Source organism: Microbulbifer maximicatervae (SeqCode), assembly GCF_052467225.1.
Window position 1 is genome coordinate 1,285,848 of sequence record NZ_CP174303.1, and the last position, 13,992, is coordinate 1,299,839.

At 54.6% G+C, this 13,992-nt stretch carries 13 protein-coding genes; 11 read left to right on the forward strand and 2 right to left on the reverse strand.

Annotated elements, in window-relative coordinates:
* Positions 1-90: 90 nt before the first annotated feature.
* From glyA to ribA, 11 genes are all read left to right on the forward strand, one after another.
* Positions 91-1,359, forward strand: a complete 1,269-nt coding sequence (glyA, locus tag ACJJIZ_RS05580) for a serine hydroxymethyltransferase (protein ID WP_108734578.1) — start codon at positions 91-93, stop codon at positions 1,357-1,359.
* Between the two features lie 153 nt (positions 1,360-1,512).
* Positions 1,513-1,980 (forward strand): transcriptional regulator NrdR, encoded by a 468-nt coding sequence (nrdR, locus tag ACJJIZ_RS05585; protein ID WP_108734577.1) that lies wholly within the window; start codon positions 1,513-1,515, stop codon positions 1,978-1,980.
* Positions 1,977-3,122, forward strand: a complete 1,146-nt coding sequence (gene ribD / locus ACJJIZ_RS05590; protein ID WP_444915484.1) for a bifunctional diaminohydroxyphosphoribosylaminopyrimidine deaminase/5-amino-6-(5-phosphoribosylamino)uracil reductase RibD — start codon at positions 1,977-1,979, stop codon at positions 3,120-3,122. The genes nrdR and ribD overlap by 4 nt, the downstream gene beginning before the upstream one ends.
* A complete protein-coding gene (locus ACJJIZ_RS05595) occupies positions 3,122-3,784 on the forward strand; it encodes a riboflavin synthase (protein ID WP_108734575.1) in 663 nt (220 codons plus the stop codon). The genes ribD and ACJJIZ_RS05595 overlap by 1 nt, the downstream gene beginning before the upstream one ends.
* 78 nt (positions 3,785-3,862) lie before the next feature.
* Positions 3,863-4,984, forward strand: coding sequence for a bifunctional 3,4-dihydroxy-2-butanone-4-phosphate synthase/GTP cyclohydrolase II (gene ribBA, locus ACJJIZ_RS05600; protein WP_413663385.1), 1,122 nt, complete (start codon positions 3,863-3,865; stop codon positions 4,982-4,984).
* A gap of 77 nt (positions 4,985-5,061) precedes the next feature.
* Entirely contained in the window at positions 5,062-5,532 is a 471-nt protein-coding gene (ribH, locus tag ACJJIZ_RS05605; protein ID WP_108735355.1) for a 6,7-dimethyl-8-ribityllumazine synthase, read from the forward strand.
* Positions 5,533-5,601: 69 nt separating this feature from the next.
* Positions 5,602-6,045, forward strand: coding sequence for a transcription antitermination factor NusB (nusB, locus tag ACJJIZ_RS05610; protein WP_282931196.1), 444 nt, complete (start codon positions 5,602-5,604; stop codon positions 6,043-6,045).
* A 10-nt stretch (positions 6,046-6,055) separates the two neighbouring features.
* Positions 6,056-6,997, forward strand: a complete 942-nt coding sequence (thiL, locus tag ACJJIZ_RS05615; RefSeq protein ID WP_444896052.1) for a thiamine-phosphate kinase — start codon at positions 6,056-6,058, stop codon at positions 6,995-6,997.
* A gap of 42 nt (positions 6,998-7,039) precedes the next feature.
* Positions 7,040-7,528, forward strand: a complete 489-nt coding sequence (locus ACJJIZ_RS05620; protein ID WP_413663383.1) for a phosphatidylglycerophosphatase A family protein — start codon at positions 7,040-7,042, stop codon at positions 7,526-7,528.
* 18 nt (positions 7,529-7,546) lie between these two features.
* Positions 7,547-8,182 carry a retropepsin-like aspartic protease family protein gene (locus tag ACJJIZ_RS05625; RefSeq protein WP_444915485.1) on the forward strand — a complete coding sequence of 212 codons (636 nt, stop codon included), beginning with the start codon at positions 7,547-7,549 and terminating at the stop codon, positions 8,180-8,182.
* Positions 8,183-8,199: 17 nt separating this feature from the next.
* Entirely contained in the window at positions 8,200-8,817 is a 618-nt protein-coding gene (gene ribA / locus ACJJIZ_RS05630; protein ID WP_108734569.1) for a GTP cyclohydrolase II, read from the forward strand.
* 125 nt (positions 8,818-8,942) lie between these two features.
* Here the strand turns inward: ribA and ACJJIZ_RS05635 are convergent, their stop codons facing one another.
* Both ACJJIZ_RS05635 and pulA read right to left on the reverse strand, forming a co-directional pair.
* The gene (locus ACJJIZ_RS05635; RefSeq protein ID WP_413663381.1) at positions 8,943-10,217 is read right to left on the reverse strand and encodes an amidohydrolase family protein; all 1,275 of its coding nucleotides are present in this window, start codon (positions 10,215-10,217) and stop codon (positions 8,943-8,945) included.
* A gap of 151 nt (positions 10,218-10,368) precedes the next feature.
* Complete coding sequence (gene pulA / locus ACJJIZ_RS05640; RefSeq protein WP_444915486.1) at positions 10,369-13,695, reverse strand: pullulanase-type alpha-1,6-glucosidase; 3,327 nt, start codon at positions 13,693-13,695, stop codon at positions 10,369-10,371.
* Between the last annotated feature and the right edge of the window lie 297 nt (positions 13,696-13,992).

A 13,992-nucleotide genomic window follows, 5' to 3' on the forward strand; every position in this document is an offset into this window, starting at 1 on the left:
TGGGAGCCTTTGGTCCTACTCATAAGTCTGGGCGCTGTGGTATCGAGTTTTACAAGCCTCTACTCAAGCCCGCTTTACCGAGGGAACACCATGTTTGATTCATCTGTCACTTTAGCTTCTTACGACCCGGAAATTTGGGAAGCCATCCAGGAGGAAGACTCTCGTCAGGAAGACCATATCGAGTTAATCGCCTCTGAGAACTACACCAGCCCAATGGTAATGGAAGCTCAGGGCAGCAGCCTGACTAACAAGTATGCCGAGGGCTATCCAGGCAAGCGTTATTACGGCGGTTGTGAGTACGTGGACAAAGTGGAAACCCTGGCCATTGAGCGCGCCAAGGAGCTGTTTGGTGCTGACTACGCCAATGTGCAGCCGCACTCAGGATCACAGGCTAATGCGGCTGTTTACCAGGCGCTCTGCGCCCCAGGTGACACTGTACTGGGCATGAGTCTGGCCCACGGTGGCCACCTTACCCACGGTGCCCGCGTTAACTTTTCCGGCAAGATCTACAATGCAGTGCAGTACGGTCTGAACCCGGAAACTGGCGAAGTGGATTACGAGGAAGTTGAACGCCTGGCGCTTGAGCACAAGCCGAAGATGATCGTGGCTGGTTTCTCTGCCTATAGCCGAGTGATGGATTGGGCGCGTTTCCGCGAGATCGCTGACAAAGTGGGTGCTTACCTGTTTGTGGATATGGCTCACATTGCAGGCCTGGTTGCCGCTGGTGAGTATCCCTCCCCAATCTCCCACGCCGATGTTGTGACTTCTACTACTCACAAAACCCTGCGTGGCCCCCGCGGCGGTATCATCCTGGCGCGCGCCAACGAAGAAATTGAGAAGAAGCTCAACTCCGCTGTATTCCCCGGTGGTCAGGGTGGCCCGCTGATGCATGTGATCGCGGCGAAAGCGGTTTCTTTCAAAGAGGCCATGACCCCTGAATACAAGGCCTACCAGAAGAAGGTTGTGGAAAATGCCCGCGCAATGGCGGAGACCTTCCTCGATCGCGGTATCAACATTGTATCCGGTGGGACCGATGATCACCTGATGCTGGTTGACCTGATTGGCAAAGAGTACACCGGTAAGGATGCGGATGAAGCCCTGGGTAACGCCAACATCACCGTTAATAAGAACGCGGTACCCAACGATCCGCGCTCTCCTTTCATTACCAGCGGCCTGCGTGTTGGCACTCCGGCAATCACTACTCGCGGCTTTGGTGTAAAGGAAACCCAACAGCTCACTCACTGGATCTGCGACGTGCTGGACGCACTGGAGAAAGGTGATGTTGAAGCCACTATCGCCGATGTGAAGCAGAAGGTTCTGGGTATTTGCGCAGAGTTTCCTGTGTATAAAAAAGGCTGATCAGCACTGCTGACAAAAAAGCGGCTCATAGAGCCGCTTTTTTTATGTGTCCATGTTGAATTTGCGATGCACTGTGGCTGTGCGTGCCGCGGTCACACAGTGCAACGGCTGTGGTAAACTGCGGCCCATTTTCCATTCCGGGGATAATCCCACATGCACTGTCCGTTCTGCAGCGCAGAAGAAACAAAAGTAGTCGATTCCCGATTGGTGGCTGAGGGCGACCAAGTACGCCGCCGGCGCGAGTGCCTGGAGTGCCACGAGAGGTTTACCACATTTGAAACTGCGGAGCTGCTGCTGCCGCGAGTGATCAAGCAAAACGGCCAGCGCGAGCCGTTTAATGAAGACAAGCTGCGCGCGGGTATTCAGCGCGCTGTGGAAAAGCGCCCGGTGAGTATTGAGCGGGTGGAGTCGGCGGTATCTCAAATAAAACACGCCCTGCAGGCGACCGGAGAACGGGAGTTGCCGGCGCGTGCTATTGGTGAATTGGTGATGGAGCAGCTGCGTGAGCTGGACCAGGTGGCCTATGTGCGCTTTGCTTCTGTCTATCGCCGTTTTGAGGATGTCAGCGAGTTTAGAGAAGAGATTGAGCGACTGACCAGTAAGGGATCGAAGACAGAATGAGTCAAACTGTTGTACACAGTGCGGAAGCACTGATGGCCCGCGCTATTCAGTTGGCAGAGCGCGGTCTCTACACCACTATGCCGAATCCGCGAGTGGGCTGTGTGATTACTGACGGGGATGGCAATGTTGTCGGCGAAGGCTGGCACAAGCGGGCCGGCGAACCCCACGCTGAGATCGAAGCCTTGAGTGATGCCGGCGACCTGGCTCAGGGGGCTACGGTTTATGTCACTCTTGAGCCCTGCAGTCATACCGGCCGCACAGGTCCCTGTGCCGAGGCGCTGGTAAAGGCCGGCGTGGCCCGGGTTATTTACGGAATGCAGGATCCGAATCCGAATGTCAGCGGTGCCGGATTGCAAATATTGCGCGATGCTGGGATCGAAGTGGAAGGCCCCATCCTGGAAGAGAGGTGTCGCGCTCTAAACCCCGGCTTTATCAAGCGTATGACCCTGGGACTGCCCCTGGTGCGAAGCAAATCCGCCATGAGCCTGGATGGGCGCACCGCTATGGCCAGTGGGGAATCAAAGTGGGTATCGGGCCCTGCGGCTCGCGCCGATGTACAGCGCCTGCGTTCTCGCAGTTGTGCAGTGATCACCGGGGTTGAGACGGTGCGTTTCGACAATCCCAATCTCAATGTGCGCGCCGATGAAATGGCACTGGAAATGCTGGCCGCAGAGCGAGCCGCCGAAGTGCAGCCGCTGCGGGTAATTGTTGACAGCCAGCTGCGCACCCCAGCGAGAGCCTTTATTTTGCAGGGGGATGCCCCCACATTGGTGTGCACGACAGAGCGCGCGGAGGCCGAGCGCCGCGAGCGTATTGAGAAAACGGGTGCGGAAGTCGTGGCTTTACCCCACGACAAAGAGGGCCGCGTAGACCTGCTCGCCCTGCTCAAGGAGTTGGCGCGACGCCAGTGCAATGAAGTTTTGGTAGAGAGCGGTGCGACCCTCTCTGGTGAATTCCTCTACCGGGGCCATGTCGACGAAATAATTGTTTATATGGCGCCAAAACTGCTGGGTAGCACCGGGCGACCGCTGTTTGAACTGCCTATCGAGCGTATGGGCTCGATGCTGCCGATTACGATTACCGATATGCGCGCAGTTGGTCACGACTGGCGCATTACTGCAACAACCGATATCGAGCGCTGATGTTTACCGGAATTATTGAAGCCTTAGGCGAGATTGCAGAGTTAAAACCCCAGGGCGGCGACCTGCGTGTGCGTGTGCGCAGCGGTAAGCTGGATCTGGGTGATGTGCAACTGGGGGACAGTATTGCCACCAATGGTGTTTGTCTCACGGTTGTTGACCTGCCCGGTGATGGTTACTGGGCGGATGTCTCTGCGGAAACCCTGGATGTGACAACGGTGGGCCGCTGGAAAAAAGGCGACCGGGTCAATCTGGAAAAAGCACTGACACCCCAGACCCGCCTGGGTGGACACATTGTCAGCGGCCATGTGGATGGTATTGGCGAGGTGGTATGGCGCAAGTCCGAGGCTCGCGCCGAGCGGTTCCGCCTGCGCGCACCGGAAAATCTGGCTCGCTATATTGCCCATAAAGGGTCTATCACCGTCGACGGCACCAGCCTCACGGTCAATGCCGTGGATGGGGCTGAGTTTGAACTCACCATAGTGCCACACACGTTGCAGGAAACGATTATGGCCGGCTATACCGCCGGTACTCGGGTCAACCTGGAAGTGGACCTGATTGCGCGCTACTTGGAGCGGCTACTCCTCGGTGATGAGGCAGCCAAGCCTAGTGGTGGGGGCATGACCCTCGAATTTTTGGCCCAGAACGGGTTTTACAAGCGCTAAAGATGGGCCGTGCACCACGGCGAAAACAGCAGCGATAGCCGCTCTATTTGCAATTGATAAATTTATCCAGAGTTAACCATGGAACTAAATACGGTTGAAGAACTGATCGACGATATCCGCCAGGGCAAAATGGTAATCCTGATGGATGATGAAGATCGCGAGAACGAGGGCGACCTGGTGATGGCTGCGGAGCAGATTCGCGCTGAAGACATCAACTTTATGGCCACTCATGCCCGTGGCCTGATTTGTATGCCCATGTCCAAAGAGCGCTGTGAGCAGTTGGACCTGCCGCTGATGTCGCGGGACAACGGAGCCCAGTTCAGCACCAACTTCACCGTATCCATTGAGGCGGCAGAGGGTGTCACCACCGGTATTTCCGCCGCCGATCGCGCGCGCACGGTTCGCGCCGCTGTGGCCAGAAATGCCAAGCCCAGCGATATTGTACAGCCCGGCCATATCTTCCCCATTATGGCCCAGCCCGGAGGTGTATTAAGCCGCGCAGGCCACACCGAAGCCGGTTGCGACCTGGCCCGCCTGGCGGGTTTTGAGGCGGCTGCGGTGATTGTTGAGATCATGAATGAAGACGGCACCATGTCCCGCCGCCCGGACCTGGAAAAGTTCGCGAAAGAGCACAACCTGAAGATCGGCACAATCGCCGACCTGATTACCTATCGCGCCCTGAATGAGAAAACCGTTGAGTGCGTTAATGAGCGCAAGGTGCGCACCGAGTTCGGTGAGTTCAAACTGCGCACTTATCTCGATAAGGCCCGCCGCGAACGCCACTTTGCCTTTGTTAAAGGCGACCCCACCCCAGAAGAACCGACCCTGGTTCGTGTGCATGTAGGAAATACTCTGCGCGATGTGCTTACGATTCAGCGCGGCGATGAAAAATTCACCCCGTGGACCTTCCGCCGCGCGATGCAGCGTATTGAAGAAGAGGGCAAGGGTGTTGTGGTACTGATCTGCCACAACGAAACCACCGAAGAAATCGAAGAGAGTATTGATTGGCTGATCAGCGGCAAGCAACAGCGCCCCAGCCAGGACCTGGTGTACAAACAGGTAGGTACCGGTTCGCAAATTCTGCGGGATCTCAAGGTGCGCAAAATGCGCCTGATGAGCGCACCGTTCAAATTCAGTGCTATTTCCGGGTTTGACCTGGAGGTAGAGGAATACCTGAACGTGGAAGCGCCGCAACCCTAGTAAAAGAGTAACAATACTGAAGCGCCGCTACTGTCCTGATAGCGGCGGCGATGGACAAGAAATACGGATTGAAAATTATGAGCAATATTCAAGTGATCGAAGGGGACTTTGTCGGCAGTACGGGCAAATACGCACTGTTGGTGAGCCGCTGGAACAGCTTTGTGGTTGAAAGCCTAAAGGATGGTGCACTGGACACCCTGCGCCGCAAGGGTATCAAGGATGAAGATATCACTATCTACTACGCCCCGGGCGCATTCGAATTTCCCCTGGCGGCACAGAAGTTGGCTGAGACTAAAAAGTTCGATGCCATTATTGCCCTGGGTGCGGTTATCCGTGGTGGCACCCCGCACTTTGAGTATGTGGCTGGCGAGTGCACCAAAGGCCTGGCTCAGGTATCCATGAATACTGGTATTCCCGTCACCTTTGGCGTGCTGACAGTGGACTCCATTGAGCAGGCTATTGAACGCTCAGGCACCAAGGCTGGCAACAAAGGTTGTGAAGCCGCCGAAACCGCCCTGGAAATGGTTTCCCTACTCGGCAAGATTTAATTGCCGGCGCGCCGGCACAAAAGGTGTGTCGGTGCAGCCCATTCTGTGAAGTATCTACCGGAAAAGACAATGACCGTAACTGCATCCGCCCGCCGTAAGGCACGTCACTACGCCATGCAGGCGCTCTATCAGTGGCAGATGGCCGGCGCCAGCCTTAATTCCATTGAGGCCGAGTTTCACGCCGATAATGATATGAGCAAAACCGACGTGGAATATTTTCGTGATATTTTCCACGGCGTAGCGAAAAACCTTGATGAGGTAGAGGGCGCTTACACGTCGCACCTGGATCGCAAAGTGGAAGATCTGGACCCTGTATCCCGCGCGCTGTTGCGCATGGCCACTTACGAGCTGAAAAACCGTATCGATGTGCCTTACAAGGTTGTCATTAATGAGGCGGTGGCACTGGCGAAAAAATTTGGTCCCACCGATGCCTTCAAGTTTATCAATGGCATTTTGGATAAGACCGCTGCGGACCTGCGCTCGGCAGAGGTAGCCGCAGACAAGAAGGGCTGAGCCAGCAATTATGTCTAAAGCGCCGGGGGAGTTTGAGATCATCCGCGATTACTTCGCCCGCGCTCCCCAGGGCGAAGGTGTAGCCCTGGGGATTGGCGATGACTGCGCGCTATTGCAAGCACCTGTCAGCGGGCAGTTGGCCACTTCTATGGACACCCTGGTAGCAGGCCGTCACTTCCCCGCAGGTGCTGACCCATTCATGGTTGCGAGCCGTGCACTGCGTGTGAATATCAGTGATCTGGCGGCAATGAATGCCCGCCCCCTCTGGTTTACCCTTGCCCTGACCTTACCCGATAGCGACTCCGTTTGGCTGGAGAAATTCGCCAGTGGCCTGCTGGAAACTGCTGGCAAGTTTGGGGTTTCCCTTGTGGGTGGTGACACCACCGCAGGCCCCTTGTCCATTACGATTCAGGTGATCGGCCATACCGAAAAGCCCCTCCGGCGGGACGGCGCTTCTGTCGGCGACAATATTTATGTGAGCGGCCCACTGGGCGCTGCCGCGGCAGCCCTGCCCGTTGTTTTGGCAGAGCGGAATGTGACTGAGTCAGTGCGGCGGGAAGCGGAGCAGGCTTTCTATTTTCCCGAGCCGCAATTAGAAACTGCCAACGCGATTGCAGGCATTGCTACCAGTGCGTTGGATATTTCCGACGGATTATTGGGGGATCTGGGCCATATCTGCAAAGCGAGCGGTGTGGCAGCAGAAATAAACCTGGAATCTCTGCCCATAGCACCCCTGGCCAATCGATTGGCAGCTGATACTGCCGTAGAGCTGGCGGCCTGTGGAGGGGATGACTACCAGCTCTGTTTTACTGCTCCGGCAGCCGCTGTTGAGCAAGTTCGTCAGCTGGGTTTCACTCCCATAGGGAAGCTCGTTGAGGGGGAGCCGCAGGTACGCTGCTCCTATCACGGGAACCCCTGGGTTGCTCAATCGCCAGGCTATAGGCACTTTTAATACCTTGTGTAAACCATAGTGCCTTTGTGAGAATTCAATAACATGAGCATTAACAACCCGACATTTTCCCAGCTGTTGCGCGATCCCACTCTTCTGTTGGCGTTTGGATTCGGCTCCGGGCTGGCACCGAAAGCGCCGGGCACTTTTGGTACCCTGGCAGCGATTCCTTTTTGGTGGCTGATGAAGGATTTGCCTCCATTCTGGTATCTGGCCATTGTGTTTGTTACCGGTGTGGTAGGTTGCTATCTATGTGGTGCAGCTGCCAAGAAAATGGGAGTTCACGATCACGGCGGTATTGTTTGGGATGAAATGGTGGGCTACTGGCTCACCATGTTTATGGCTCCTGCAGGTTGGGCTTGGGCGCTATACGGCTTTGTCCTCTTCCGGATATTTGATATTGCCAAGCCCCCGCCCATTGGTTGGGCTGATCGCAAGGTGCAAGGTGGCGTTGGAATTATGCTCGACGATATACTGGCCGCCGTTTACGCGTCACTGGTGCTGCAATTAACCGCATGGGTACTGGGTGTCTAGGTTGGATAGGGAAGATCAATGCGTAGCTATTTTGTATTTATAGTTAGCTTTTTATTTGCACTGAATGTCAATGCACAGCAGGTGCAGCTAAAAGGCCTGTTTGGTGATAGCGCCATGCTGGAGATTGATGGCCGCCAGAAAATCCTTAAGGCGGGACAAAAATCCCCAGAGGGCGTCACCCTACTGGAAGCAACTACTCGTTATGCGCGGATCAGTGTTGCCGGGCAGGAGCAAAAGCTGACCTTGGCGGCTCCTATCGCAACCAGTTTTGCCAAGGCGGCAAAAGCTGAAGTACGGCTTTCCGCTGATAGCCGGGGTCATTACATGACGGATGCCTGGGTTAACGGTATGAGAGTGCCGATGATGGTGGATACCGGTGCTACCAGCATTGCCTTCAATTATCCCACCGCTCGCCGTCTCGGTTTGAATTTGGATACTGCACAAGAAATACGGGTTTCCACTGCCAATGGAGTTACCAGGGCTTACAAAGTGAGCTTGAACAGTGTAACCATTGGCGGAATCAAGCTTCACAATGTTGACGCGACCGTACACTCAGATGATTTTCCCAGCGTAGTGCTTCTCGGCAATAGTTTTCTCAGTCGGGTTGATATGGAACAGCAGGGCGGCGTGCTGCTACTGCGCGCTCGACACTGATTTAAAGAGGTATTAAGTTGACCATTCGTTTTGTGGAATCCTCAAAACTGCCCACCTCTTGGGGTATGTTTGAGATGCACGGTTTCGAGGAAGTGGAAACCGGAAAAGAGCACGTGGTACTCACCATGGGCGACTTCGATACCGAAGAGCCTCTGTTGGCCCGTATTCATTCTGAGTGCCTGACCGGAGATGCACTATTCTCCCTGCGCTGTGATTGTGGTGCCCAGCTACAACATGCTATGCATCGTATTGCGATGGAGGGGCGTGGAGCTATTTTCTATCTCCGCCAGGAGGGCCGCGGTATCGGTCTGTTAAATAAGATTCGCGCTTACCACTTGCAGGATTGTGGTGCGGATACGGTGGAAGCCAATGAGCAGTTGGGCTTTGGCGCGGACATGCGGGATTACTCGATTCTGAAAGCAATGATCGAACACCTGGGTATCCATGCCATTCGCTTGATGACCAATAACCCGCGCAAAGTTAAAGCGCTGGAGGACTTGGGCATCAATGTGACTGAGCGCCTGCCGCACCAGTCTGGGCGCAATCCCCACAATGCCAAGTATTTGTCCACTAAAAAAGGCAAACTTGGTCACCTGATCGAAAATGAGGATGAAGAAGGAAAAGAGGAAAACTAACTTTCACTTTTCTTTAAGCACCCCAATAAAAAAGGCCGGAGTTATCCGGCCTTTTTTATTTTGTAGAAATTAATTAAAACTGGGTTCGAATATTTTAATTTCGCTATTAAACTATTCAGAGGCTTTTAATTCTTAAAGACCTTGCCCCCTTTCATCACAAAATCCACATCTAAAAGTTCATCGATATTATCCAGTGGCGAGCCATCGGTGGCGATAATATCGGCGTACTTACCGGACTCAATGGTGCCCAGTGAATCGCTCATATCGATCAGGTCGGCGGCGTTAACGGTAGCGGATTGCAGGATGGCCATATTGTCCATACCGGCTTCACTCATCAGTACCGCCTCGCGGGCATTGATGCCGTGCTTGGATACACCTGAGTCGGTACCGAAAGCAATTTTTACTCCGGCATTGACCGCTTTACGGAAATTGCCGCGCATGTCTGTGCCAACACGAATGGCTTTTTCCTTCTGAGCCTCAGATAAGACATCGGTATTTTTTGCCAGCTGTACCACAGTATCGCCGGCGAGAAGTGTCGGAACCAGATAAGCGCCGGTTTCTTTAAATAACTTATGGGCGCGGGGACCTGCGTAGGTGCCGTGCTCAATACTGTCTACACCAGCCTCCAGTGCGGCGATAATGCCTTCTTCCTGATGCGCATGACTGGCCACCTTGCGGCCCATACGTTTGGCTGCAAGGACCACCTCTTTTAACTCATCCATTTCCATCTGCTGACCAGTTCCGGTAGCGCGATCGGTGAGCACACCACCGGTAGAGGTAATCTTGATAAAGTCAGCACCATATTTGATCGCATGGCGGGTCGCGCGTCGGCACTCGTAGGGGCCGTCGCATACAGTTTTGGTCTTGTCATCATGCAGCTCCATTAGCTCTGGACTGACCCCGCTGATATCTGCGTGGCCACCAGTTATTCCCACCCTGCCGGCTGCAACAATTCGCGGGCCATCTACCCAACCTTTATTGATCGCATCGCGCATCGCATACATTTCTTCACCACTGTTACCAGCATCGCGCACAGTGGTAAAACCAGACTCCAGGGTTCGCATGGCAAACATTTGCGAGCGCATCTGGGTCAGCGGCATGGACATCTTGAGAGCCTCGGTATCATTTTTAGGGCCCAGCTCACCTTGTAAATGCACGTGCATATCCATTAAGCCCGGCATTACGAAACTATTCTTAAGATCAATGACTTCAGCGTTATCCGGGCTTACATAACCGGATCTGACAGCACTGATCTTGCCGTCCTCGATAATTACACTTTGCTCTTGCAAAGGTTTCTCACCGGGAACGGCGAGGAGTGTGCCTGCATGGATAACAGTAGTTTTTGCCAGTGTCGCGGATGAGAGAAGAGTTGCGATGCCGCAGAGAAGGAGACGCTTCATGATTTGTACACCTATTTATTATTTAGGTACACGCTAAATCAATCTGCGGAATATGACAATTGCGAGTTGATTACTTGGTGAGAGCCGGGAAATAGTTTCTAAAAAATGAAAAAAAGGCCGGAAAATCCGGCCTTTTAAAATTTATGAAGAATTAATATCTACGGCGTGGCTGCACAAATACTGCGGTAGTTCGGCCGGGCAGAGTAAAGGTGCCGCTGCTCCTATCAAATTTTACTTTGTGCAGGCGTGAGTCTACTGATCGGCGCTGACGTGGGTGCTTGAACAGGTACTCACCAATAAGGTTTTCGCTGGTAAATTCCAATGATTCGTCATCGCCATTAAACAGCACCACAATACGTTCAAAGCGGCGATCGATGCTGCCACTGGAATCGGATAACTCCATCACAATCAGCCCAGGAATCTGGTCGGGTCCGGTGTTGAGGAAATTGAGATGTGCTTCTACGGACTCTGCATCAGACAAGCGGAACAGGGGAGAGCTGTTGCGAATCGCCAGCTGCTCGCGGAATAGAGCAGAGCTCCACAAGCGGTGCCGGCGCTCGGGAGCCAATTCCGGGTTTGCCAGTAAAGGTTGCATCAGGGACCAGTTATCTTCGTTTTTATCTGCGATAGGTAAACCCGCACCCCAATTATCGGTGGCGAGGCTGAAGTCCAGTGCATTAAACCAGTCACCGGAGTTGTAACTGTCCCGATCCATCGACTTTGAGCGCAGGAAATCCTGGCCTGCGTGGATAAACGGCACTCCCTGGGCGAACAGAACCAGGGAATTACTGAGTGCCTGGATACGCACTCGTTCAGCCAAGTCGGCGCTGTCGCTGGCTTTGATCTGTACTCCGTCGAACAGCGTCTCGTTGTCGTGGGCGGCAATATAATTAATGGATTCCTGCGGGTCGGCGGTATAGCCGGTGGGCTGGCCGTTATAGACTAGCTCGCTGCCGGTAATGATATTGCCGTTGGCATCTTCAAAAGGATAATCCGCCAGGTTGCCGGCGAGGGAAACGCGGACTTTATCTGCTAGGGTTAGCAGTGTGGCACGCTCATCTTCTCCCTCAAATTTACCGTTGCTGTCGGTGAACAGACCGGTACCAAAGCCCTGCTCCTCAAAGCCTCCGAAGGGGTTGCCACCACGCACGGAATCGCGCAGGCGATCGTTAAAGGTGCCGATACCGCTGCCGGCCATATTGCCCTGGCGGGCCTGTACAAAGCGAGCATCGTCAGCCACCTCGCCAAAATTCCAGCCCTCGCCGTACAGATAGATAGCGTTGCCATCGACACCATCGGCTGCCGGGGTCAGTGATTGCAGTGCCGCTTGCGCTTTGAGGATATTGTCGAGGCTGTGATGTCCCATCAGGTCGAAACGGAAGCTGTCCACCTTATAGGCCCGGGCCCAGGTGACCAGGGAATCGATCATCAGCTTTTCCATCATGGCGTGCTCACTGGCGGTATTGGCGCAGCAGCTGCTCATTTCCACACCGCCCTCCAGATTGCGGCGATGGTAATAGCCGGGGACGATTTTATCGAGTACGGAGTTGTCGTATTGGCCATAGGAGCTGGTGTGGTTGTAAACCACATCCATCACCAGTCGCAGGCCGGAGTGAGATAACCCTTGCACCATTTGACGGAATTCGCGAATGCGCGCAGGTCCATCGGGAGCGCCGCTATAGCTGCCTTCGGGGACCGTGTAGTGCAATGGATCGTAGCCCCAGTTAAAGCCATCGGTATCGCGAATAGCATCTACCTGGGCCTGCTGCTCGCTGCTGTCCGGCGCGTAGTCTGAGAGGTCCGGGGTTTGCTGCTGCTGGGTGCGATCCTCATTGACTGTGGCAAAGTCAAAGGCCGGCAGCAGGTGGATATGGGTGAGGCCGGCGTGGGCCAGTTTATTGAGGTGGCGCATGCCGTCGCTGTGCTTGCGGGTGAAAGCCTTGAAGGTGCCGCGCTCTGCTTCGGGGACAGTTTGATCCGCAATACTGAAATCGCGCACATGCAGCTCGTAGATACTGATGTCTTCCGGCTGGGTTAACTTGGGCTTGCGCAGACGATCCCAACCGCGCGGCTTCAGGTCCCGGTCATTCAGGTTAATGATCTGGCTTTTGCTACTATTGATGGAGAGACTCAGGGAATAGGGGTCGGTGACCAGGTTGGTTTCAATCTGGCGGCTGAAGTAGGAGTACACCTCGACCTCATAGAGATAAAAACTGCGGTCCCACTGCTTGTCGATATCGGCACTCCACACCCCGGTAGATTCATCGCGCAGCATGGATACCACCTGATCGGCGCTATCGCTGCTGGAGTTTGTAAACAGGTGCAGCTTTACTGCCCGTGCGGTGGGAGCCCAAAGATCGAGCTGGATATTCTCCTCGCCGACACGGGCACCGAGTTCACCGTCGTAGTAGAAGCGATCATCGAGCGCGCCTGCCATCTGCACACCAGTCGCATCCAGTAACGTGCCCTCCGCATCGTAAGCGGCGAGGGCGAGTTGCTGGGTTACCAGATCACTAGTGGAAGCCTGCCCCGGCAATTGCCAGGCACTGAAACTGGCCAGGTGCGGGAATTTTTGTTGGGCGCTGTCGGGCAGGGTGGCGAGAGGGGTGAGATCGATGGTGCCACCGGAACGGATATCACCGTCCTCCAGTTTTAGCTCGGCGCTGTTGCTGTAGTGCAATTTAACCTTGGTGCCTTCCTGTACCTGGATATCCCAGGCAAAGCTGCTGGTATCCACCCAGTGAGCTTTATCGCTGCTCAGGTCACCCTTGGCGAAGCCGTCACTGCTGACGGTGACTTCTTTACTATTCGAGTCAAAAGCAAAGTAGATTTCGTCGTAATCGGCGACCACGGTAAAGCTGACGTTGGCTCCATTGTTGCCGTAGCTCTCCTCCCAGCCTTCGTGAAGTGCTACTTTGAATTCATAGGAACCGGCAGGCAGCGCTGAGGTGATAAAGGTGTAGGTGCCATCTCCATCGGCATCCTGCATCCAGCTGCGCAGGCAACTGGGTTGCCAGTTTCCCGGACACCCCAGCAGGGATTGGAAGTTGCCGGCTACAGCGGCGACCACGCTACTGTGGTTGTCGGTGATCCAGTGAGTCTCGTGGTCGTAGATAAATTTAACTTCGCGGGCCTCATCCAGGCTGAGGGAAATATTACCGCCGTCCCGCTGGCCGCCCCACCCATAATTTTCATCCCAGCTGTTGTTGAGAGCGGCTTTGTACTCCCAGTTGCCGGCGGGTATCCAAAAGCTGCCTTGCCATTTGTCGTCTTCGCTGTCATAGCTGAGCAGGGTGGCGACACAACCTGGTTGCCAGTCGCCATCGCAGCCCAGTTGGCTTTGTAGGTTGCCGGGAATATTGACCTCTGTGGGGTCTGGTGTGTCAGATGCCCACACCGGTATTTGGATGGAGCAGAAGACTGCCCCCAGAATCAGCCCGGCCTTTGTGCCGGGCCCTGTAAATTTTGTTGTTGGCATAGCGCTTCCCATTTTTTGTTGTACTTGTTGCGGTTCTCTCAGTTGGTATTGAATCGCAGTCACGCATTGACGGCCTCCCACCCCGAGGAGGTGGAGGTCTGGGGGAGGTGGTTGGGGGTGTCATAAAACCTTTATAGATTCGTCACTTGGTGGAAATACCCGCAGGAGAAGATGCTTCTCGAGTAAACGCGATGGCGAAAGAAAAAGCCGGATCTATACTCAGCTGATCGGGTTATGGTGAGTCGAGAAAGGTGATGCACTCGCTGTAATCGGATTCGAAGGCCGGCTTTTGCCGGC